The organism is Rhodoferax sp. GW822-FHT04A08, assembly GCF_058801025.1.
Genome location: NZ_JBXAMW010000002.1, coordinates 329,767 through 351,907 on the forward strand (window position 1 = coordinate 329,767; position 22,141 = coordinate 351,907).

The 22,141-nt window shown below is 63.3% G+C and carries 23 protein-coding genes; 6 read left to right on the forward strand and 17 right to left on the reverse strand.

The window, feature by feature from the left end:
• Nucleotides 1-2: 2 nt before the first annotated feature.
• The 13 genes from AC1RMF_RS06040 to AC1RMF_RS06100 all read right to left on the reverse strand — a co-directional run bounded on the left by AC1RMF_RS06040 (nt 3) and on the right by AC1RMF_RS06100 (nt 13,193).
• On the reverse strand, nt 3-1,535 hold the full coding sequence (locus AC1RMF_RS06040; protein WP_493140421.1) for a diguanylate cyclase: 1,533 nt from the start codon (nt 1,533-1,535) through the stop codon (nt 3-5).
• Nucleotides 1,536-1,717: 182 nt separating this feature from the next.
• On the reverse strand, nt 1,718-2,443 hold the full coding sequence (locus AC1RMF_RS06045; protein ID WP_493140423.1) for a GntR family transcriptional regulator: 726 nt from the start codon (nt 2,441-2,443) through the stop codon (nt 1,718-1,720).
• A gap of 34 nt (nt 2,444-2,477) precedes the next feature.
• Nucleotides 2,478-3,152 (reverse strand): cysteine hydrolase family protein, encoded by a 675-nt coding sequence (locus AC1RMF_RS06050; RefSeq protein WP_493140425.1) that lies wholly within the window; start codon nt 3,150-3,152, stop codon nt 2,478-2,480.
• A 48-nt stretch (nt 3,153-3,200) separates the two neighbouring features.
• On the reverse strand, nt 3,201-4,793 hold the full coding sequence (locus AC1RMF_RS06055; protein WP_493140427.1) for an ABC transporter ATP-binding protein: 1,593 nt from the start codon (nt 4,791-4,793) through the stop codon (nt 3,201-3,203).
• Entirely contained in the window at nt 4,790-5,479 is a 690-nt protein-coding gene (gene biuH / locus AC1RMF_RS06060) for a biuret amidohydrolase (protein WP_493140429.1), read from the reverse strand. Before biuH ends, AC1RMF_RS06055 begins: the two co-directional genes overlap by 4 nt.
• Before the next feature lie 11 nt (nt 5,480-5,490).
• Nucleotides 5,491-6,411, reverse strand: a complete 921-nt coding sequence (locus tag AC1RMF_RS06065) for an ABC transporter permease (protein WP_493140431.1) — start codon at nt 6,409-6,411, stop codon at nt 5,491-5,493.
• Nucleotides 6,408-7,511 carry an ABC transporter permease gene (locus AC1RMF_RS06070; protein ID WP_493140433.1) on the reverse strand — a complete coding sequence of 368 codons (1,104 nt, stop codon included), beginning with the start codon at nt 7,509-7,511 and terminating at the stop codon, nt 6,408-6,410. The genes AC1RMF_RS06065 and AC1RMF_RS06070 overlap by 4 nt, the downstream gene beginning before the upstream one ends.
• A gap of 31 nt (nt 7,512-7,542) precedes the next feature.
• Entirely contained in the window at nt 7,543-8,661 is a 1,119-nt protein-coding gene (locus AC1RMF_RS06075; RefSeq protein ID WP_493140435.1) for a BMP family ABC transporter substrate-binding protein, read from the reverse strand.
• Between the two features lie 104 nt (nt 8,662-8,765).
• Nucleotides 8,766-9,143, reverse strand: coding sequence for an oxalurate catabolism protein HpxZ (gene hpxZ, locus AC1RMF_RS06080; RefSeq protein WP_493140437.1), 378 nt, complete (start codon nt 9,141-9,143; stop codon nt 8,766-8,768).
• 1 nt (nt 9,144) lies between these two features.
• Entirely contained in the window at nt 9,145-10,542 is a 1,398-nt protein-coding gene (locus AC1RMF_RS06085) for an AtzE family amidohydrolase (protein ID WP_493140439.1), read from the reverse strand.
• Nucleotides 10,539-10,766, reverse strand: a complete 228-nt coding sequence (locus AC1RMF_RS06090; protein WP_493140441.1) for a DUF4089 domain-containing protein — start codon at nt 10,764-10,766, stop codon at nt 10,539-10,541. Before AC1RMF_RS06090 ends, AC1RMF_RS06085 begins: the two co-directional genes overlap by 4 nt.
• A gap of 12 nt (nt 10,767-10,778) precedes the next feature.
• Nucleotides 10,779-12,458 (reverse strand): allophanate hydrolase, encoded by a 1,680-nt coding sequence (atzF, locus tag AC1RMF_RS06095; protein ID WP_493140442.1) that lies wholly within the window; start codon nt 12,456-12,458, stop codon nt 10,779-10,781.
• A 93-nt stretch (nt 12,459-12,551) separates the two neighbouring features.
• Nucleotides 12,552-13,193 carry an NAD(P)-dependent oxidoreductase gene (locus tag AC1RMF_RS06100; protein WP_342620981.1) on the reverse strand — a complete coding sequence of 214 codons (642 nt, stop codon included), beginning with the start codon at nt 13,191-13,193 and terminating at the stop codon, nt 12,552-12,554.
• 112 nt (nt 13,194-13,305) lie between these two features.
• Here AC1RMF_RS06100 and AC1RMF_RS06105 point away from each other — a divergent pair, with 112 nt between their 5' ends.
• On the forward strand, nt 13,306-14,211 hold the full coding sequence (locus AC1RMF_RS06105; protein ID WP_493140444.1) for a LysR family transcriptional regulator: 906 nt from the start codon (nt 13,306-13,308) through the stop codon (nt 14,209-14,211).
• 14 nt (nt 14,212-14,225) lie between these two features.
• Here AC1RMF_RS06105 and AC1RMF_RS06110 read toward each other — a convergent pair whose 3' ends face one another.
• Nucleotides 14,226-14,453, reverse strand: a complete 228-nt coding sequence (locus AC1RMF_RS06110; protein WP_493140446.1) for a DUF2789 domain-containing protein — start codon at nt 14,451-14,453, stop codon at nt 14,226-14,228.
• A gap of 104 nt (nt 14,454-14,557) precedes the next feature.
• On the opposite strand from AC1RMF_RS06110, the gene AC1RMF_RS06115 reads away from it, so the two are divergent.
• Genes AC1RMF_RS06115 through AC1RMF_RS06135 form a run of 5 tightly spaced genes read left to right on the forward strand, consistent with a single transcriptional unit; the run spans nt 14,558 to nt 19,108 of the window.
• Complete coding sequence (locus tag AC1RMF_RS06115) at nt 14,558-15,322, forward strand: energy-coupling factor ABC transporter ATP-binding protein (protein ID WP_493140448.1); 765 nt, start codon at nt 14,558-14,560, stop codon at nt 15,320-15,322.
• 11 nt (nt 15,323-15,333) lie between these two features.
• Nucleotides 15,334-15,927 carry a CbiQ family ECF transporter T component gene (locus AC1RMF_RS06120; protein WP_493140450.1) on the forward strand — a complete coding sequence of 198 codons (594 nt, stop codon included), beginning with the start codon at nt 15,334-15,336 and terminating at the stop codon, nt 15,925-15,927.
• Nucleotides 15,928-15,963: 36 nt separating this feature from the next.
• On the forward strand, nt 15,964-16,533 hold the full coding sequence (locus AC1RMF_RS06125) for a biotin transporter BioY (RefSeq protein ID WP_493140452.1): 570 nt from the start codon (nt 15,964-15,966) through the stop codon (nt 16,531-16,533).
• Nucleotides 16,530-17,975, forward strand: a complete 1,446-nt coding sequence (locus AC1RMF_RS06130; RefSeq protein ID WP_493140454.1) for an AMP-binding protein — start codon at nt 16,530-16,532, stop codon at nt 17,973-17,975. The genes AC1RMF_RS06125 and AC1RMF_RS06130 overlap by 4 nt, the downstream gene beginning before the upstream one ends.
• Nucleotides 17,954-19,108, forward strand: coding sequence for a thiolase family protein (locus AC1RMF_RS06135; protein WP_493140456.1), 1,155 nt, complete (start codon nt 17,954-17,956; stop codon nt 19,106-19,108). The genes AC1RMF_RS06130 and AC1RMF_RS06135 overlap by 22 nt, the downstream gene beginning before the upstream one ends.
• A gap of 76 nt (nt 19,109-19,184) precedes the next feature.
• On the opposite strand, the gene AC1RMF_RS06140 is transcribed toward AC1RMF_RS06135, so the two are convergent.
• The 3 genes from AC1RMF_RS06140 to AC1RMF_RS06150 are packed head-to-tail and all read right to left on the reverse strand — an operon-like array spanning nt 19,185 to nt 22,045.
• Nucleotides 19,185-20,588, reverse strand: coding sequence for a PepSY-associated TM helix domain-containing protein (locus tag AC1RMF_RS06140; RefSeq protein WP_493140458.1), 1,404 nt, complete (start codon nt 20,586-20,588; stop codon nt 19,185-19,187).
• A gap of 12 nt (nt 20,589-20,600) precedes the next feature.
• Complete coding sequence (locus tag AC1RMF_RS06145; RefSeq protein WP_493140460.1) at nt 20,601-21,410, reverse strand: Crp/Fnr family transcriptional regulator; 810 nt, start codon at nt 21,408-21,410, stop codon at nt 20,601-20,603.
• A 2-nt stretch (nt 21,411-21,412) separates the two neighbouring features.
• Nucleotides 21,413-22,045, reverse strand: a complete 633-nt coding sequence (locus AC1RMF_RS06150) for a helix-turn-helix domain-containing protein (protein ID WP_493140462.1) — start codon at nt 22,043-22,045, stop codon at nt 21,413-21,415.
• Nucleotides 22,046-22,141: the final 96 nt, after the last annotated feature.

The window sequence follows — 22,141 nt, forward strand, 5'->3', positions numbered from 1 at the left end:
CTTCATGGGGTGTAATGCCCTATGTAACCGGCCTCCAGCTGGGCCTTGCGGTCGGCACCCAGGACATGCTTGGCGATCAGGTCATGGGCCAGATAGTTCAGGAGTTCGCCGATAGGCAGATTGGTATTGCGGTAGCGTCCGATCAGATCGACCGCCTTGTCCATCAGATGCTGGTGCAGCTTGGCATGTTCCTGCAATCCGGGAAAGCCGATGGCGGCCAGTACCCGTTCCTCGCATTCGAAATGTTCGGCGACATGGCGCATCAGGTTGTCCACCAACGTGGCGACCTCGCTGCGGGGATGTTGCTCCCGGATGGCGGCGCAAACCTGGTTGACCTGCGCAAACAACTGCGCATGCTGTGTGTCGATTTCCGAATGGCCGGACTCATACGCTCGCTGCCACACCAGCTCCTCCATGTCTTCGGGAACAGAACCGACCGGGCTTGCATCTGCTGCCACCTCGGGCGCAGCCTGGACACGGTTTCGGCCACCCCATTTGGCGTAGTACAGCGCTTCGTCCGCGGCACGGATCAGGTGCTCTGCACTGGCCCGCTCCAGATGGGTGCTCACCGCCAATCCGATACTGACTGTCACCACCCCGTTGGAAGATCCATCATGGGCAATGCCCAGACGCTGGATGGCTGAGCGCAGCTCTTCTGCCATGCGCCGGGCCTGCACCGCGTCGGTATCCGGCAGTACCAGAGAAAACTCTTCTCCTCCGTAGCGCGCTGCCAGATCACTTGCACGCTTGGCACTGGACTGCAATGCCCGCGATACCGACTTGAGACACTCGTCCCCGGCCAGATGGCCGTAATGGTCGTTGAACTTCTTGAAGTGATCGATATCCACCATGATCAGCGCCAGGGGCTTGCCCTCGCGCACACAGCGGGCAATCTCCCGCTCCAGGGTGCTGTCCAGGTAGCGGCGGTTGAACAGATCGGTCAGCGGGTCCCGGATGGCCTGTTCGGCAAGGCCATTGCGCAGGCTTTCAATTTCCACCAGTGTTTCCTGCAGTTTCTGGTTTGCCTGCAGCAATTCAACCTCGCGTGTTTTCAGTTCCTCCCGCGCCAGCCTGAGCTGGGCATTGCGGGTATAGGCAAAGTTGCCCACGGCCAGGATGTATCCGGCCAGCCCCACGGTACAGACCAGGGTGGCGGACCAGACGGTTGCGGGAGAAAAATGGAATCCACCCATCGCCACCCCGGTGAGTGCGCCCACGGCCAATGCCAGCAAGGTACTGCCTATGCTTTTCCATCCCCGGTTGGCAGCGTTGTTGCTCAAGGTACCCAGGATCACGGAAAAACACAGCCAGTCGGAAAATTCGATGCAGGCGCAAAAGACGCCCAGCAGGACCGAGTCCAGAACCAAGCTGCGCATGGCAAACAGAATGGGCGTCTGGGACCTGCGCGCAAGCTGGTACTGGACATGGGGATAGACCAGCAGCAGCGCTATCAGGAAGGTCCAGGAGATCGGGCCATACCCCTTGCCGTTGATCTGAAAACAACTGGCTATGAATACCAGGGCGAGAGACACCATTCGCATGCGGTAGTGCGTGCGTATCAGCCACAACCCCTTTTTATGCGAATCTCCCATTCGTTCCTTTGTAGGTCTGATTCATTCTACGACCGGAAAATGACGGTCGGGGCCAAATCAGGAGGGAACTTCAAGGCAAGTGGGCGCTTCTCCAAGGCTGGAGAAAAGCCGGGCAAGGGCTGGTGTTACTTGGCCTGCCGGGCCATGAAAACCTGGTGCAAAGTGATCTTGCGCACCTCGGACTGGCTGGTCTCGATATGCGCCCGCAACAGCATGGCGGCTTGGTCCCCGCGCTTGCGCTGTATCAGCTTGAGAATCTTGGCGTGCTCGTCGTAGGTGGCATCGATGCGCGCCTGTTTGGTGAAGTCCAGCCGCCGGATGATCCGTATGCGGTCTGTCACCTCCCTGTGCACCCGGGCGATCTCCTGGTTGCCCGCGGCCTCCACCAGGGCGCAGTGGAACTCCTCGTCCCATTGGCTGACTTGTGCCGTGTCATGGCTGCGCTCGCTGGCGGGCACCAACCAAATCGCTGCCAACCCGTCTATCAGTTCCTGCCCTTTGCGGCTTCGCGCAACGCCCTCGTCGCACAGCCGCTTGACCGCATCGAACTCCAGCAGCATGCGCAAGTCGTAGAGCTGCTCGAACTTGTCGAAGTCAAAGGGCAGCACGCGCCAGCCACTGCGAAACAGCACCTCCACATAGCCTTCCTGCTGCAGCCGGTACAGGGCCTGGCGCACTGGAGTGCGTGACACCTTCAGGCGCAGGCACAACTCGTTTTCGGTAAACCGGTCGCCGGGAATCAGCCTGAATTCGGCAACATCCTTTTTGATCTTGTCGTAGACATCGTCGGCTACCGAGTAGCGTGCCGCTGGCACTGGTGCGGGTGAGGTTGGGCCGGTTTCTGTAGTCATCACCGCAAACTCTACCACTCGCAATGCATGGCAATTACTCCAACACGGCCAGCAACTGTGCACTGGCTGCCGTCCAACCCACAATGGCACTCTGCGCGTGGATCATGGCGACGGTGGAGGCCTTGAACTCCGGGAAGTAGCTCTCGGTGCAATCCGTCAGCAGCAGGCTGTCATACCCCCGGTCGTTGGCCTCACGCATGGAGGTCTGCACGCACACCTCGGTGGTCACGCCCATGAAGATCAGGTGGGTGATGTCCAGCTCCTGCAGCATCTCGTGCAAGCCCGTTCCGTAGAACATGCCCTTGCCGGGCTTGTCGATGACGATCTCGGAGTCCAGGGGCATGAGTTCATCGATGATCTGGTTACCCGGCTCGCCCGCCACCAGGATGCGGCCCATGGGCCCTTCGTCGCCGATGCGCAGCGTGGGGTTGCCCCGGTTGCGCTTGGCCGGTGGGCAGTCCGACAGATCTGGTAGATGGGCTTCGCGCGTGTGGATGACCTGCCCGCCGGCCGCACGCCAGGAGGTCAGCACTTCCTTGCAAGTGGGCACGATGGCGGTGAGCAAAGACACATCGTTGCCCAGCGTCTCACCAAAGCCGCCGGGTTCCACAAAGTCGCGCTGCATGTCGATGATGACCAGCGCTGTCTTCTGCAGGTCGAAGGGATACGCAAACGGCGTCGCGTTCACGCTGAGGAGTGTGTTTTCCATGGCTTGTTCCATATCGTTGTGACAGCTTGGGATGCGCAAGTGCACCCCCTAGTGGTGACCGCCGCCCATGTGCGCGCCCAACTGCTGGCGGTCGGCCTGTGCGGCGGTGGTCTCGAAGACCACACGCCCTTCGCTCATGACCACGATGCGGTCCGACAGTTCCAGCAGCTCGTCCAGGTCTTCGCTGATCAGCAGCACACCGGCGCCACGGTTCTTGACCTGCACGATGCGTTCATGGATGTCGCGCACGGCAGCAAAGTCCAGCCCGAACACCGGGTTGGCGGCAATGAGCACATTGATCTGCCCGGCCAGCTCACGCGCCAGCACGGCACGCTGCACATTGCCGCCCGAAAGGCTTCGGATGGGCGCGTTCTCGCCTTGGGTCTTCACGCCGTATTCGGCAATCCACTCGCGCGCGCGGCTGCGCCAGGTGGCGTAACTCAGGATGCCACCCAGAAAGCGTGAGCGGCTCAGGGACGGTTGGTCGAAGTCGCGCAGGGCCATGTTCTCGGCCACCGACAGATCGCCCACGCAGGCATTGCGCAAGGGCTCCTCGGGCAGGCTGCGCACCATGAAGCGGCGATTCTCTTCGCGCGTGGCGTTGTAGGCGTTGCCCGCGACCTGCACCATGCCTGCGCTGCGCGGGCGCTGGCCCACCAGCGCCTCCACCAGTTCGCGCTGTCCGTTGCCGGACACACCGGCCACGCCCAGTATCTCGCCCGGCTGCACCTGCAGGTCCACACCGTGCAAGGCCAGGGTGCCACGATCACCCAGAGCGGTCAGCCCTTGCACCGACAGCGCAGGCTGCGCACCAGCCGCAACAGGCGTGTCCGTGGGCGTGGCAACCGGCTTCTCGTTAGCCGCTTCGGGCTCGGTGGCACTCTCGCCCATCATGGCCTTGGCCAGCAGCGCGGGGTTGGAGTCAGCCACCAGGCAGTGGTGCACCGCGCGGCCTTTGCGCAAAACGGTCACCGCGTCGGCGTAGGCCATGACCTCGCGGAATTTGTGGGTGATGATGATCACCGAGCACTGACCGCTGCGGGCGAACGCGCGCACATGGCCCAGCACCTCGTCGGCTTCCTGCGGTGTGAGCACCGAGGTGGGTTCATCCAGGATCAGCAGACGCGGCTTGAGGTAGAGCTGCTTGAGCAGCTCCAGCTTCTGCTTTTCACCCGCCGCCAATTCCGACGGCCTGGCATCCAGATCCAGACTGAAGGGCGTGGTGGCCAGAAACGCCTTGAGTTCTTCGCGTTTGGTCTTCCAGTCGATCAGCGCAGGGACCTGGTCACCTGCCAGTAGCAGGTTTTCTGCCACGCTCATGCCAGGCGCCAGCGTGAAGTGCTGGTAGACCATGCCGATGCCCAGTTCGCGCGCCACCACCGGGTTGGCGATGTCCTGCTCGCGCCCGTCGATGAGGATGCTGCCCTCCTCGGCCCGCTGGAAGCCCGCCACGCATTTCACCAGCGTGCTCTTGCCCGCGCCGTTCTCGCCCAACAGGGCGTGCACGGTGCCGGGCTCCACCCGCATGGTGACGTGGTCCATGGCGGTGAAGCTACCAAAGCGTTTGGTCAGCTCGTAGGTCTCCAGCGCCAGCGCGCCACTGGGCGGCTTTTGCGGCGGAATCAGGTCACGCGTGCTCATGCCAGTGCCATCAGCAATTGCGCGGAGCTGGCGTGCGCGCCAAACACGCCGCCTTGCATGGTGATCATCTTCAGCGCTGCCAGATGGTTGCCGTGGTCGGTAGCCGCGGTGCAGTCCGACAGCAGCAGGCACTCAAAGCCACGGTCATTGGCATCACGCATGGTGGTGTGCACACACACATCGGTGGTAATGCCGGCCAGGATGATGTTGTGGATGCCGCGGTTGTGCAGCACCAATTCAAGATCGGTGGCGTAGAAGGAGCCCTTGCCGGGCTTGTCGATCACCACCTCGCCGGGCAGCGGTGCCAACTCGGGAATGATTTCCCAGCCCGGTTCGCCACGCACCAATATGCGTCCGCAGGGGCCAGGGTCACCAATGCCCACGCCGTTGGTGCCGATCTGGCGCGAGCGCCAACGCTTGTTGGCTGGCAGGTCCGACAGGTCGGGTCTATGGCCTTCGCGGGTATGCATCACCGTGTAGCCCAGCGCGCGCATGCGGGCCATGATCTGCTTGAGTGGCTCTATGGGCGCACGTGTCAGCGAGATGTCGTAGCCCATCTTGTCGACATAGCCGCCAGGGCCGCAAAAGTCGGTCTGCATGTCGATGACGATGAGCGCCGTGTTCTGCGGGCGCAGGTCGCCATTCCAGGGCCAGGCGTAGGGGTTGGCGTGGACAGTGGTGGTCACGTTGAAAACCTTTAGCGTGTGGAGGAGAGTTCGCCCGGGCTGCCCACGGCCACACTGCCGGGCTTGCAGGTGATGACCAGAATCAGCAGCGTGAGCACATAGGGCACGGTATTGAAGAGGTGGTAGCCCCAGCTGATGCCCACCGACTGGAATGCCGGGCCAATGGCGCCCGCACCGCCGAACAGGGCTGCCGCGCCCAGGCAGCGCAGCGGGCTCCAGCGCGCAAAGATCACCAGCGCCACCGCAATCAGGCCCTGGCCGCTGGAAATGCCTTCGTTCCAGCTGCCGGGGTAGAACAGGGTGAGCGACGCGCCGCCCAGCCCCGCGATCATGCCGCCCAGCGTGGTGGCCACCAGGCGGATGGTGTTGACCGAATAGCCCAGCGCACGCGCTGCATTGGCGGAGTCCCCCGCCAGGCGGATCAGCAGGCCGTAGCGTGTGCGGCTAAAGCCCCACCACAGCAGCACGGCAATGGCAATGCCCACGGGCAGCAGGGCGTTGATCTGCAGTGCGGCGCGCACCGAGGAAGAGTCGCTCCAGTTGCCCAGCTCGATGGCGGGAATCTGCGGCGCCTGCGGCTGGATCAGCGGCTTGCCCAGATAGAACGCCAAGCCTGTGCCGAGCAGCATCAGTGCAATGCCGGTAGCCACGTCATTGACCCGCGGCAGCGAACACAGGGCGCCGTGCAACGAGGCCAGCAGCCCGCCTGCCACCGCGCCAGCCAGCACGCCCACCCAGGCATTGCCACTCAGGTAGGCTCCACCAAAGGCGGCCATGGCCGCCAGCACCAGCACGCCTTCCAGCCCCAGGTTGATGCGGCCCGACTTTTCGGTCAGGCACTCCCCTAGGCTCACGAAGAGAAACGGCACGCCCACGCGCAGGGCGCCACCGCCAATGCCCGCCAGCAAGGAAATCCACATATCGGTGGTCATACGGTCTTGCCCTCGTTGCTGGTGCCCGTGGCCACTGCGGCGGCGGACCCGCTAAAGCGCGACAGGGGCGAGCTGATGATGGTTTTCCAGTCCATGTCGCGCAGCGCTTCGCTGGCTAAGATCAGCACAAAGGCAATGCCCTGCAGCACCTGCACCGACGCGTCCGGCAGACTCAGGCGACGCTGCAACAAGCTGCCAGCAGCACCAAAGCCACCAAACAGAATGGCCACCGGAATGACCGCGAACGGACTCTGCCGCGAGATGAAGGCGACCAGAATGCCCGCATAGCCATAACCGGCAATCAGCGAGGCATTGGCATTGGTATGCACTGCGGCTACTTCCACTGCGCCGGCAAGGCCTGCCGATGCGCCACCGACCGCGCATGCCACCAGCACCAGCTTGCTGGCAGGCAGGCCCACCAGTTGCGCGGTACGTGGATTGCCCCCGACTACGCGCACCGCAAAGCCTGATGCCGTCTGGCGCAACCACAGCCCGCAGGCCAGGCAGGCGATGACGCCCAGCACCAGGCCCCAGTGCACGTCCGAGCCGCCAATGCCGCCAATGCGTATGCCTTCGCTTAGAGCGTAGGTTGAGGGCTTGTTCAGGCTGGCGGGGTCACGCAGCACGCCTTCCACCAAGTGCTTGAACAGACCGATGGCGATATAGGCCAGCAGCAGGCTGCTGATGGTCTCGTTGATGCCGCGGTACTGGCGCAGCCACCCCACCAGCATGATCCACAGCGCACCGGCTACCGCACCCGCCATAAACACCATGCAGGTCCCGACAATGTTGTCGGGCACGGGCAGCGCGTAAGGCAATGCTGCACAGGCCAAACCACCCAACACCAACGCCCCCTCCCCGCCAATCACCACCAGCCCGGCCCGTGCCGGTATCACCACGCACAGCGCGGTGAGCATCAAGGGAGCCGCGCGCTGCAAGGTGTTCTGCCAGGAGAACCAGTCGCCAAACGCGCCCTTGAACAGGATCACCCACACATCGACCGGATTCACGCCCGACAGCGCGACAAAGCCACCAAACACCAGCAGTGCCGCGGCGATGGCCAGGATCGGCAACAGAATGTCCTTGAGGGTTTCGCGCACGGCGGCTCCAGTCGATGCAGGGTTGGTTGAACTAGATGGAGCCCACCACGCCTTCCACGAGGTAGTTCATCTTTTCCAGTTCCAGATCGGTCTGGACAAAGGTCTTGCCGGCAGGCACCACCACATTGCCCTTGTTGTCCTTGATGGGGCCCTTGAAGATGTCGAACTTGCCGGCAACCATCTTGGCCTTGACGTCGTCAGCCTGCTTCTTGGCCGCGTCGGTCACCATGGAGCCGTAGGGCGACATCTTCACGTAGCCTTCCTTGAGGCCGCCACGGATGAAGTTGGGATGCGGCTTGCCGGTCTGCGCGGCTTCCACCACGGCCTTGTAGGCGGTAAGCCAGTTCCACTCGGCACCGGTGAGGTAGGCATTGGGCGCCAGCTTGGCCTGCGAAGCGTGGTAGCCGCAAACGAACTTGCCGCGCTTGGCCGCCGTTTCCACGATGACCTTGGGGCCGTCCACGTGCATGGTGATGACGTCGGCGCCCTGGTCGCACAGGCTGTTGGTGGCTTCGGCTTCCTTCACGGCCATGGACCAGTCGCCGGTGAAGATCACGCTGCAGGTGATGCCGGGCTTGACCGAGCGCGCGCCCATCAGGAAGGAGTTGATGTTGCGCAGCACCTGCGGAATCGGCTTGGCCGCCACGAAGCCGATCTTGCCGCTCTTACTCATGTGGCCGGCAATCACGCCGTTGAGGTACTGGCACTCGTCGATGTAGCCGAAGTAGCTGCCCACGTTCTTGGGGTGCTTGCCCTCGGTCCACATGCCGCCGCAATGGGCAAAGCGCACATCGGGGTACTTGGCAGCCAATGCCAGGATGTGGGGATCAAAGTAGCCGAACGAGGTGGGGAACAACACCGAGGCGCCGTCCTGCGCAATCATGCCGGTCATGGTCTTTTGCACGGCGGCGGTTTCAGGCACGTTCTCTTCTTCCACCACTTTCACGCCGGGCAGCTTCTTGATTTCAGCGGCGGCCTGGGCCTGGGCCTGGTTGTAGCCGTAGTCATCCTTGGCACCCACGTAGATCACGCCGATGGTGATGGGCTTCTGGGCCAGTGCGCCGGTGCTCCACGATCCCAAAGTGCTTGCAGCGCCCAGGGCGGCAAGGGTCTTGAGTGATTCGCGGCGATTGGTGTTTTTCAGATCCATGTTCGTACATCCTTTGAAGAGTTGAAAGTTGTCCAAAAAGGTGCGTTGATGAGAAATGACTTCTTGGATACAAGATGGTGTGCAAATTCCATGCCGGGAACGCGCTACGCCTCCAGCAGGCTCACATGAGCGCTGACCACCTTCCAGCCTGCGCCTGTGCGCATCCAGGTCTGGCTCTGGCGTCCGCTACGGCTGGCACCGCTGCGCTGGAATTCGATATTCACCGTGGCAAAGTCGTGCCCGTAGGTGGTGATGACGGTGCGCAGATTGGCGCGCGCAAGACCCGCTGCCGGACGTGCCGCGCGAAAGGCCTGTATTGCCTGATAGCCATAGAGGTTCTCACCCACGCCGTAACGCAGGGTGTGCGGGCTGTCCCAGAACAGTTCGTCCAGCACCGCCACATCATTGCTGACCAGGGCTTGCTCGTAACGCGCGCTGACCTGTTCGACCTCACGCAGCACTTCGGGAATGTTGATGTCCATGTCAGAGCTTCACTTGTTTGAGATGGGCCACGCCAGCGTCCTGCAGCACCTGCGCGACGCGCAGGGCCAGGTCTTCACGCCAGGGCGCGGTGATGATCTGCACACCAATGGGCATGCCGCCGGTGCCGCCCGGCCACATCGGCGCCGTGACCACCGGGCAACCTGAAAACGAAATCGGCTGGGACAGCAGACCAATGGAGGGTCGGCAGGGGTACTGCTGTCCGTTGATCTCTATCCACTCGGCGCCCAGCAAGGGCGCGCTCAAGGGCGTGGCCGGTGCCAGCAGCACGTCCCAGTCGGCAAACAAGGCATTCACCCGGTCTCGGTAAACCCGGCGGAACTGCTGGGCGCGCAGGTACCAGGCAGCAGGCTGCAGGGCGCCAGCGATGAAGCGGTCCACCGACAGCGGCTCGAAGTCCGCCATCTGCTTTCTCAGATCCGCCAGATGCAGGCGTCCACCTTCGCTGGCGGTGGTGATGAAGGCCGCAGCGCGCGCCAGCGCCGGCTCCGGCCAGACCACGCCCGGCGTGGCACGCAGCACACTGGCGGCCAGGGCGGCAACCTGGCGCGCCGGCGCTGTCGCCAAGTCTTCAAAGTAACCGCCCAGGCTGCCAATGCGCAGCCCCTGCACACCTTGCCCCAGCGATGAGAACGTGGGCTGCACGCGCTCGGCCCGGCTGGCCGGGTCGCGCGGGTCGGGTCCCTGCAGGGCGTCATAGGACAGCGCCAGGCTTTCCACCGAATCGGCCAGCGGCCCCAGGTGGTCAATGCTTTGCACAAATGGATAGGTGCCATGGCGCGAGAGGCGCCCGAAGGTGGGCTTGAGCCCCCACACGCCGCAAAAGGACGAGGGCACGCGGATGGACCCGTTGGTGTCGGAAGCCAGCGCAATCGGCACCTGCCCTGCCGCCACGGCGGCACCCGAACCACCGGAGGAACCGCCGGCGGTGCGCTGCAGATCGTGCGGGTTGTGGGTTGCGCCGTAGTGGCTGTTCTCGGTGGTGAAGCCGTAGGCGTACTCGTCCATATTGAGCGCGCCCACCAGAATCGCACCGGCCTTGTGCATTTGCTGCACCAGAAATGCATCCTGCCGCGCAGGCGCGTGGCTACGGTTGACCTTGGAGCCAGCCAGTGTGACTTCACCCTGCACGTCGAACAGGTTTTTGACGGCATAGGGCACACCGGCCAGGGCCGGCAGAATCTCGCCAGCTGCACGCCGCGCGTCCACCGCGTCGGCTTCCTTTCTGGCGCGCTCCAGCGTGCGCAGCGTGAAGGCGTTGATACGGGCGTCCGTTGCCTCTATGCGCTGAACGCAGGTCTCCAGCAGTTCGCGTGCGCTGACATACCCCTGCGCAACGCTGCGCGCCATGCGGGCGGCATCCGGCCTTTGCAGCGTCATGGCGTCCCCTGGTCGGAGCCGTCCACGGCCATGGGAAACGGTGCGGGCGAGAAGATTTCGCAAATCTCGTCTTCCAAGGCCAGAGGAAAGTCCTCCAGTTGCCGGGTGAGCTGCGCCGTGCGGCTCAGGTGCTTGGCCACGGCGTAGGCGCGCGCATCATCCAGCGGCAGGGCCAGGAATTTGGCCGAGGCCTGCACATAGGCCACTACATCCCCGTCATTCATGGACATCTCCTTTCAGGGCTTCAAGGACGCAAGGTAGTTGCGCCAACCACCGAAAGCAGAAATATCTAACGCGCCTTCCAGCGCATACGGTTCGCAGATAAAGCCTTGTACCGTGCTGCCGTCTTCCAGACGCAGCGTTCCTATTCCCAGTGGCTCCGGTATCAAAGCAACAAAAGAGCCAAGGTTGGCCAGCGGCATTTCCCACACCTCCACGGCGATGCGGCTTCCCGCTCCGGCAGCAACCCGCAACAGGCCCGGCTTGGGCGGGACGGTGCCGGGCAAGGCGTACAGCTTGTAGTCGGCAGCGGTGCGTGTGGCTGCCAGCAGCCGGGCATTGCGCTGGGTCAGCTGGCCGTTGAGCGGCATGCCCGAGAGATGCGCACCGACAACGGCCACGCGCACCGAATCGGCCCCGCTGATACCGGCAATCTTCAGGGGCGGTGGCAGCGGGGTTTGCAAGGCTCCTTGCAGGAGGCCGGTGGCATGGTGGTAACGCTGCCCCAGTTCGGCCAGTTGCCAGTCGCTGGCGCACGGGCCCACCAGGGTGATGCCAAAGGGCAAACCATCCGGGCGCATTTCGCTGGGCACGGCCAGTGCCGCGTAGTCCAGCAAATTGACGAAGTTGGTATAGGCGCCCAGGTTGCGGTTCAGCACCACCGGATCGGCCAGCATCTGCGCAATGGTGTAGTGCGTGGGTGCGGTGGGCACCAGCAGCACATCGATGCGGTCCCACATGGCATCGGCCTGCTGGCCCAGCGCGCGCAGACGGGTTTGTGCAGCATAAACATCGGCCGCGTCATAACTGCGACCCTTGCCAATGATGCTGCGCACCGGCTCCACCACATGCTCCTCGTTCGCATCGAAAAAGCGGCGTATGGCGGCATAGCGCTCGGCCACCAGGGCACTCTCATAGAGCAAGGAAGCCGCCTGCGCCAACGGCGCAAAGGGGATGGTGACCGGCGTTCCGCCCAACTCCGTCATGCGTTGCACGGCACGGTCAAAGGCCTGCTCGGCCAGCGCGTCGCCGCAGAACTCCAGCACGTCCGGCACGCCAAACCGGAACGCCGCCGGCAGCGCGGTACTTTTGAGTTGGAGCTTGCGGGAATACGGGTCTTTTGCGTCGTAACCCATGGCGGCCTCCAGCACGCGCGCCGCCATTCCAACTGTTGTGGCAAAGATGGATATGCAGTCCACACTCTGCGCTGCAGGCACCAGACCAAAGGTGCTGATCAGGCCCTTGGTGGGTTTGAGGCCCACGATGTTGTTCAACCCGGCCGGAACCCGTCCCGACCCCGCCGTGTCGGTACCCAAAGAAAAGTCCACTTGGCCTGTGGCCACCACATAGGCCGAACCTGAGCTGGAACCGCCTGAAACATAGGCCGGGTCAAACGCATTGGGCACAGCACCGTAAGGCGAGCGGGTTCCGTTCAGGCCGCAGGCGAACTGGTCCAGATTGGTCTTGCCCGTAACTGTCGCCCCCGACCACAACAGCTTGGACACCACGGTGGCGTGTTCGGTTGGCAGATACGAGAACTCGGCGCAGGCCGCAGTGGTCGCAAGCCCCGCTACATCAATGTTGTCCTTGGCGGCAAAGCGCAGGCCCTGCAGGGGGCCCGATCCGCCAATTGCTATTTCGGGCGCCGCCCTGCGTATCCAGGCATTGCCCGCATCGTTTCGATTTTGTTGCACCATTTTGAAGCATCCAATCTTGTATCCAAAGATGCATCGCAAAACCTGTGCCACAAAAAAAGAGCGCCCTGAGGCGCTCCTTTGGTTCAGGTTCGCCTAGTTGGCAACGGTGAACCGCTTCTGGATATGTTGCGGCTTTTCCATCTCGTCCACGATGGCCACGGCAAGGTCCTGCACCGAAATGCCAGACGGTGCATCGCCAACTCCGGGCAGCGGGCTGTCGGCACCGACGCGGTACTTGCCGGTACGCTCGCCGGGCGTCAGCAGGATCGGGGGCGAAAGAAAGGTCCAGTCCAGGCTGGTTTCCTTTTGAATCAGGTTCAGCGCTTCGCGCGCTGCCAGTGCACCTTGCTTGTATTCCGCAGGGAACGGAGGCGTGTCCACCAGCTGCACACCGGGTGCAACAAACAGACTGCCCGCACCGCCCACGACCAGTAGCCGCTTGACGCCCGCCTGTTTGACGCCCGCAAAGATGGCCTGTGTGCCCTGCAGGAAGAGGTCATGGATGCGGGGCTCTGTCCAGCCCGGGTTGTAGGCGCTGATGACCGCGTCATGGCCTGCAACGGCTTGGGTGACTTGCGCTGGGTCCAGCACGTCCGCCTTCACCACGGTCACGCCGGGCTGCGCGGCGACCTTGGAGGGGGTGCGTGCCAGCACCGTGACCTGGTGGCCGCGGCTGCTGAGTTCCGCCAACAACGGGGTACCAACGTAGCCCGTACCAATCAATGCAATCTTCATGTGAATACTCCTGGTTGAATCAAGTCCATAGTGTGCGACCTTCATAAACTGCCGACTAGATCCCATAATCCGTTAACACAATGAAGTACAACTAAACAATTCAAGGCGTCTCATGGAGCAATACAAACGCATGGCCCTGTTTGCCGAAGTGGTGACGGCCGGGTCGCTGACCGCCGCCGCGCGCAAACTGGGCATGACACCTTCGGCGGTGAGCCAGCATTTGCGTGCACTGGAAGGGGCCCTGGGCCTGGCACTGCTGCACCGGACTACGCGCAAGCTCACCCTTACCGAGGCCGGCGCGCGCTATTTCGAAGGCTGTGCTGCCATGGTGAACGCAGCGCGCTCGGCCGAACAGGCCCTGGCACACCACCGTGATGAACCCGAAAGCGATTTGCGCATCACCGCCCCCATCGGGTTTGGCGGCCTGCTGGCGCGGGCCCTGTACCCCTTGCGCGACTACCCCAAGCTGAGCCTGAGCCTGCTGCTGGATGACACCGTGATGGATTTGGTCGAGGAGCGCATCGACATCGCATTGCGGGTGGGTAACCTTGCCGACTCCAGCCTGGTCGCGCGGCGGCTGGGCGCCATACCTGTACAGCTTTGCGCGGCGCCGTCCTACCTCGCGACCTATGGCTGGCCGCAACATCCGAAAGACCTGGAGCACCATGCCTGGCTTGGCGTGCGCCCCATGGGCGTTGCAAACACCACCCTGTTATGGACCGGCCCCCGCAACGAACATGTGAGCGTTAAGGTGAGCGGAAGGGTTCAGGCTTCACAAGTCACCACCCTGCATGCACTCTGCGTTGCCGGTTGGGGCATCAGCCTGATGGTCAGTGAAGATGAGCGTCGCGCCATTGCCGACGGCCGGCTGGTGCCCCTGTTGCCCGACTGGAAACTGCCGGACTTTGAGGTCCATGCCATCACGCCGCGACGTGGCGAACAGCCCGCCAAGGTGCGCCATGCCATGGGCCTGTTGGCCCACTACATCGGCAACCTGACACCGTTGCCTGCGGTTTGAAGCCGGTGGGCGCCTCAGCTCAGGCGCACGGCCAGCGCATCGGCGGCCTCGGCCCAGTCCGAATCGTCGGCCAGGGCCTGCGCCAGAAACTGGGCCTGTGCCGGACTCCAGAACGACGCCTTGCACAGGGAAACGCCTTTGGGCAGGCGATTGTGGGCGACAAAGGCATCAATTTCCGCGGGTGATGAGGGCAGGCCCAGTTGCTCGAACAGTTGGGCGATATGGTGTGTGCTGGTGTCCATGGGGATTCCTCCGGTTGGGTTTTCAAGTAACCCCAATGATCCCGCAAACCGCATGTGCACGCTCGCCACCAGGGCTTGGAGCAAAGTTGCATCAAAATCGCCGGGTGCCTTCTTCTACCTTCCCCCCCACCCCTTCCGACGCCTCAGCACCGGGAACGCCGCGTTTGCAGATCACCAACGTCAGCCTGACACGCGGCAACACGCAGGTGTTTTCCGGGCTGAACCTGCAACTCGACACTGAGCGCATAGGCCTGATCGGCGACAACGGTTCGGGCAAGAGCAGCCTGTTTCGCATGCTGTGCGGGCTGGACGTGCCGCAGTCGGGCAACGTGCTGGTGCGTGGGCTGGAGGCCAGCCAGGTAAGCAGCAAGCGCCCTGGCCTGGTGGGCATGATGTTCCAGAACCCGGACGAACAGATCATCTTCCCCACCGTGGAAGAAGAACTGGCGCTGGGCTTGAGCCCACGCGGCATTGCGCGGCGTGATGCCATTGCCCAGGCCCGGGTCTTTCTGCAGTCCCGCGGACTGGAGTCCTGGGCGGGCCGCACCATCGGCAGTCTGAGTCAGGGCCAGCGCCAGCATGTGTGCTGGCTGTCGCTGATGATTGCCTCGCCCGAACTGCTGCTGCTCGATGAGCCTTTTGCTAGCCTGGATCTGCCGGGCCAGGCGCTGTTGGAAGCGGACATTGCCCGCACACCCCAGCAGGTGATCGTCTCCACCCATCTGCTGGACCATGTGCGCGGCTTTGAGCGCGTGATCTGGCTGGACAAGGGCCAGGTCCGCGATGACGGGCCAGGCCAACAGGTGTGCGCCGCCTACGAAGCGGACGTGAAGCAACGCGTTGCGTCCCAAGCCGTCTCCATCCAGTAACCGAGCACGCCATGGGAAGCCTGTACAGCGAACACCGCACCTGGCTGCACAGCGTCCCCGCTGGCTGGAAGCTGTTTCTCTTCGCACTGCTGAGCACGCTGCAATACGGCGTGGACAGCCTTACCGTCCTGGGGTTGGGCACAGCATTGTGTGCCGTGATGTTCGCGTCATTGGGCCGTGCCGTGGCACCGGCGCGCAAGCTGCTGCTGTCCTTGTTGTTGGCCTGTGCACTGATCCTGGTGTTCCACAGCGTCATGCACCAGGTGCAGGTGGGTGTGGTGAGCACGCTGCGTCTGCTCAGCGCGTCCCTGCTGGGCATTGCGCTCACGCTCACCACCCGCAGTGGTGATTTGCTCCATGTGCTGGAACTGCTGCTGTCGCCACTGCAACGCCTGGGCGTCAAGACCGAACGGCTGGCCTTGCTGCTGGCCATGATGCTGCGCTTCACCGAACACTTCTTTGTGGTGTGGAAGCGCCTGGACGATGCGCACCGTGTGCGCACCGGCAAGGCCGGTGGTCTGCGGCTGCTGGCGCCTCTAACCATCCACATGCTGGTTTCAGCCCGACGCCTCGCGGATACACTCGAATTACGCTTGGGCGAGTGACGCCCTGTTCCTGAAACCACTACAACAAAGTCGTTTATGAAGTCATCCCGTTCCCTGGCCCTGGTGGCCCTGTTTGCCGCCCTGCTGGCCGTCTTTGGCCTGATTCCCAAGATCGATCTGCCGCTGGGCGTTCCCATCACCTTGCAGACGCTGGGTGTGATGCTGGCGGGCTGCATGCTCGGCCCCAAGCGCGCACTGCAGTCCATGCTGCTGTTCCTGCTTGCCGTCGCGCTGGGCCTGCCCCTGCTGTCGGGCGGGCGCGGTGGCCTGGGCGTGTTCATGGCGCCCTCTGCCGGTTTCCTGATCAGCTGGCCCATTGGTGCACTGGTCACCGGCTGGCTCATGTCCAACCTGCCACGCGGCACGCCCAACCGCACCGCTGGCAGCGCCTTCATTGCGTCGGCCCTGGGCGGGCTGCTGGTGGTGCATGCCTTTGGCGTGACGGGTCTGGTGATCATCGCCAAGCTGAGCTGGACGCAAGCGCTGCTGGGCACGCTGGTGTTCGTGCCCGGTGACCTGATCAAGTGCGCGGTGTGTGCCATCGTGGTCCATACCGTCGCACGCGGCGTGCCCGATTGGCAATTCGGGGGTCGTGCGCTGAAATGAATGCGGCGCAGGCCTCGGGACTGGTGCATGCGCCGCTGGAAGAATGGGCGCGCTCCCGTGGCGATGCGGTTGCCATTGCCAGCGGCACACAAGCCCTGAGCTTTGCCGCACTGCACGCCGCCGTCTCGCAGCGTGCACAGCATCTGATAGACACCCACGCACCGGCCACCGTCCTGGTGGACCCGGCGCAGGACTTGCCACAGCGGCTGGTGGACTTTTTGGGCATTGTGGCCAGCGGCCGCTGTGCCGCAGTGGCCGACCCGGACTGGACTGCCACCGTCCTGCACAACGTGCAGGCTGCCATCCCGCAACAAGGCTGCGACATGCCAAGCGCGCAGCCCGACTCCGCGTTCTACGTGGGTTTTACCTCCGGCAGCACTGGCGTCCCCAAGGGCTTCAGGCGCAACCACCGCTCCTGGGTGGAGAGCTTCCAGGTGTGTCTGCAGGACTTCGGGCCCGATGCGGGCACGCGCATCCTGGCACCGGGGCGCGACTCGCATTCGCTGTTTCTGTTTGGCATGTTGCTGGGCTTGTGGACGGGCGCTGGCGTGGTGGTGCAGGAGAAGTTTTCGGCAGCGGCTGCGCTGGACATCCTGCGCCAGGGCGACACACCCAGCATGATCACCGCGCCCAGCCAGCTCATCCTGATGCTGGACGTGGCGCGGCACCGCAAGCTCGCACCCATTGAAGCGGTGCGCCTCATCATGATCAGCGGCGCGCGCTGGATGCGCAGCCGCACGGACGAGTTGCGCGCGCTGTTTCCCCAGGCCCGCATCATCGAGTTCTATGGCGCGTCCGAGACCAGCTTCATCGCCTGGATGGACAGCGACGACAACGCACCGCCTTCCGTGGTGGGCCGCCCTTTCAGCAACGTGCAGCTGCAGATCCGTGAGGCGGACGACGACGGCGTGGGCATGATCTATGTGCAGAGCCCCATGGTGTTCATGGACTACTTCGGCACCGCCGACGACACCGCCGCGTTGCGCGATGGCGCATGGCTCTCGGTGCGCGACCTGGGCCGACTGGATGCGCAAGGTTTTCTCAGCCTGGCCGGTCGGCAGAACCGCATGATCGTCACGCAGGGCAAGAACCTGTTTGCCGAAGAGCTGGAAGCGGTGCTGGAATCGCACGCGGCCATTGCCGCGGCTTCGGTGCATGGCGTGGACGATGCGCGGCGCGGTGCGCTGGTGGTGGCCATCATCCGCTGGGCACCTGATGCGCCAAGCGTGTTGCCCACCGCACTGGACATCAGCGCCTGGTGCAAGCGCACGCTGGAGGCCTACAAGGCACCGCGCAAAGTCTTCGTCTGCACCGACTGGCCGTTGACCGCCGGCGGCAAGACGGACCACCGCAAGCTAGGCCACAGCCTGCAAGCGCATCTGCACAGCAACGCATCCACCACCCCACCACAAGGTCTGCCATGCCTACACACACTGCCCTGATTGCGGCCTGGGCCCGCAGCGCGGTGGCGCCGCATGGCGGAGCCTTTCGCACGCTGCAGCCGCATGAGATCGCAACCCCGGTATTGCGGGCACTGCTGCAGCGCGCAGGCGTAGGCCCGCAGGCCGTAGATGCTGTGGTGTTGGGCAATGCGCTGGGCGCGGGTGGCAACCCGGCACGCATGGTGGCATTGGCCGCCAGCCTGCCCGACCGTTGCGCGGCCTTGTCGGTAGACACGCAATGCTGCGCGGGTCTGGATGCAGTCGCCATGGCCGTGGGCCTGCTGGCCTCGGGTCAGGCACGCGTGGTCATCGCCGGGGGTGTGGAGGCCTGGAGCCGCGCACCGATACGGCAGACGCGCCCCCTACATGTGGGCGCGCCCGCCGTGCCCTATGAGCGCCCCGCCTTTGCGCCCGACCCGGCGCGCGACCCGGACCTGTTGGAGTCCGCCGCTGCCTATGCGCGACAGCATGGCTTCACCCGCGTGCAGCAAGACGCTTATGCAGTGCACAGCCACCAGCGCGCGCTGCATCACCAAGCATCCATGGCCGCAGAAATCGTGCCGGTGCTGGGCCTGGACCACGACGCCTACGTGCGCGCCATCACACCCGAGCGTGCCGCACGCATGCCGCTGGCCATCAAGGGCGATGCACCCGACGACTGGGCCATGAGCACGCTGGCGGTATCGGCCAAGGCCGATGGCGCGGCACTGGTGCTGCTGGCCACCGAAGATGCGTGCAAAGAGCTGGGCATCACGCCACACGCCACTTGGCTGGCATCGGCCTCCGTAGGGGGCGACCCCGCAACGCCGCTGCTGGCCGCGCAGGCTGCAGCAGAGATCGCCATGCAACGCGCAGGCGTGCACGCGGCCAGCGCGCTGCGCGTGGTGGAGTTGCACGATGCGTTTGCGGTACAGGGCTTGCGCTTTTGCCAAGGCCTGGGCCTGGACCCGCAGCTGATCAACCGGCGCGGCGGCGGCATTGCGCGCGGCCACCCCATTGGCGCGTCGGGCGCGATTGCGCTGGTGCGCCTGCTGGCCGACCTGCAGCAGGACGAAGCTGCGGGTGCGCTCGGGCTGGCTGCGGTGGCCGGTGCCGGTGGCATAGGTGCGGCCACCGTGGTGCAACGGCTGTAGGCCTTCGCAAACCTGCCCCTACCAAGGTTGCGCAGCGCTCTGCGCAATGGGCCGTTGAGAGCCGCCTCGTCCAGTGCTAGTTGAGTTTTGCGCGCCAGGACGGCGCCAGGCGGGAACAGGCTGTTTCAAGCACAAGCGCAACCAGCATTGCCATGCCCGCAAGCGGGAAAGCCATGCCCGTCAGGACCATGACGAGTACGCCACCTTTCCACAACCTAGGCTCCGGCAGTCGTGCGGGAGCACCCAAGCGTCCGGCACCCACGGGACGGCGCTTCCACCACAGCACTACTCCGCTGATACACAGAAACGCAATGGATGTTGTTGCCACGATGTTTACCCAAGCATTCCAGACCCCGATATCACCTTGGTGCAAGGCAATGCCCACAGCCATGGCCTTTGCCATCAGGGAGTAATCCGCGTACCCAATGTCTGCCAAAATTTTCCCGGTGTAGCGGTCCAGGTGCACGGTGCGGTCCTGCGTGGGGGCCTTCAAATCACCGCTCATGGTGTCTGCCGAAATCGTGTACACGCCTTTGTCGTCCTGAGGCAGAGCCACATGGAACTGCCCAGTAAAGCCAAGCGTTTTTGCCAGTTCGTACACGCTACCGAGGTCGACATTCTTGCCAGCGGAAATGCCCGGCGTTCCGGTCGGGCCGCCGGATTGCGGCAATGGCGTCTGTTCCAGGCCCCATGGGACTTCGCGCAGACCGGCGGTGTTCAGACTGGCATGGTCCCGATGGGACTTGGGCGCATCGTACTTTTCCGCCGGAAAACTGCCCCAAGGCTGAACAATCCTGGCCCCCCAGATTCCGGTCCACGCGTGGCCGGACAGCAGGAAAAATATCAGGACAATGCTGATGTAGAAGCCAACGGATGTGTGCAGTGCCTTCCACAATTTGCGGCCTCTGACAGATAGATCGGGGGCCAGGATTTCGCGCCAACGGGCGCCGTTGCGCGGCCAAAAGAGGTAGAACCCGGTGACGAGTTGAACAACAGCGAGCCCGGAGGCGATTTCCACGATTCTGTCACCCAAGGTTCCCAGCAGGAGCTTGCGGTGAATCCTGGCTGCCCACGCATAGACGGCGTTCTCCTTGTCGATTGCCTCTACCACCTGCGCCGTATACGGATTGACGGCCACGGCAAGTGTGGTGCCTTCATTCGCGATGACGAACCAGGCCGACAGATCATCGGCCTTGGGGTTGACATATTCGGTGATCGTCGCTTTGGGATAGTGGTGGAGTACGGCCTGGGCTTGCACACCTACCGGCATGGAGGGACCTTGGACCGCCACGTGCACGTTGTGCCCAAGCCTGTCCTGAAAGCCCGTGAAGTAGACCATGACGGTTCCCGTAATCGCCAGGATGAGCAGAAAGGGAACAACAAAGAGCCCGCTATAAAAGTGCCATCGCCAAGCCCGAAAGTACATGGCCGACAGCTTCGTGTTGTTGGGTAAGTTGGTGAGATGGTTCATTGTGTTCATGATTGGTTCACCTTATGCAAGCTGTACTTCGCCATACGACAATACGTGCGCGTCTGCGCTCGCAATGGGATGCAACATCGCGCGTACCTGTTGCGCGGTATGCCCCAAGGAGGTCCAGGAAATCTGGACTTGCGCGATCTCCTGCAACGCAGCAGGATTCAGGATGCGAACGCGTTGCCTGTCGATGGCCAGAATGGCAGCCAGAGCAAGCTTCGACAGCGTGCGGCTCAGCGTCTCGTGCTTAATACCCAAGTAGCTGGCCAGGTCCTGGCGCGACATCCGCAGCACCAGCTCCGTCGCCGACAGGCCTCTGAGCCTCAACCTGTCCGCCAAGTCCAACAGGAAGAAGGCAATGCGTTCCTCGGCACTTGCGCCGCCCAGCAAAAGTAAGGTGTCGCGTTGACGCAGCATTTCATGGCTCATGAGCCTATGCAGATGCTTTTGCAGAAGAGGGGACTGGTTCGCCAGTTGTTCCAGTCGCTGAAGCGGCAACGCACACACCTGTGCGTCCTCCAACGCTTCGCAGGCGACCAGATGTTGCGTGAGCCCCAGTCCCTCCAGACCTATCCATTCGCCCGCCATGTGGAAACCCGTCACCTGCTCTCGACCGTTGCTGGCAATAGCCACGGTCTTGAAAAAGCCGGTACGTACCACATACACATGTGCAAAGGACTGCCCCTGATGAGCCAGGGTATCGCCTCGTTTGACTTTGACGACGGCACCGATGGCGTCCTTGCCGAGCAAGCCTTCTGCGGAGCCCGGATGCTGCCGCCAGCACTGGGAATGGGATTGGCACCGTAAACAGAGGGTGGACTGCGGCATCTTCACGCCCCCGCAGCACGCTGTTTCACCAGCAGCGAACTCGATGTCATACCGGGCAGAAAGTTGAATTGCCGCAGATGGGGAATATTCAACTTGCCAGCATGCGCCCTGCGTTCGTGCAGCACGTCGAACTGCTTCAGACTTCCCAGCACCCGCGAGACCGTCTCCGCAGTGGAGCCAACCAGCGTTGCCATATCCCGCAAGCTGGGCAACGCATCACCCGGTGAGGAATGCATGGCGTGTTGGTGCTCTGCCAACAGCAGCAGCAAAAACCGGACGCGATTGGGGATCGATCCACTACGCAAGGTCATCATGTCGGCGCAGCGTTGGCGTACACCCAGATAGGCACGTTTCAAAATCTGAGGGACTTCTCCGTCAGCGATTTCGACCACGGACAAAGCAGAGGGGGTAATGGCATAACCGCCAATCGACTGCGACAGTCCGGCAAGACGCTCCACGCCAATCAAGTCACCTGGCAGTGCCAGACACAAAAGGGACGATGCAGCCCCGCGCTCGCTACTGTGCAGACGCAATGCGCCGCTGTCCAGGCGCCAGACGCATCCGGGCGCCGGGTCAGGCAAGCCTGCGCCACTTGCCAATAAAAGAGTTTCAACTTCTTGGATTTCGGTATTCATGGTCACTCCAGAAGGACCGCGCTTGTGCAGCTGATGTCCTATCGAATCGGGAATGGGCAAAGCGCAGTACCCCGTCACGGAGCACAGGCACTTTGG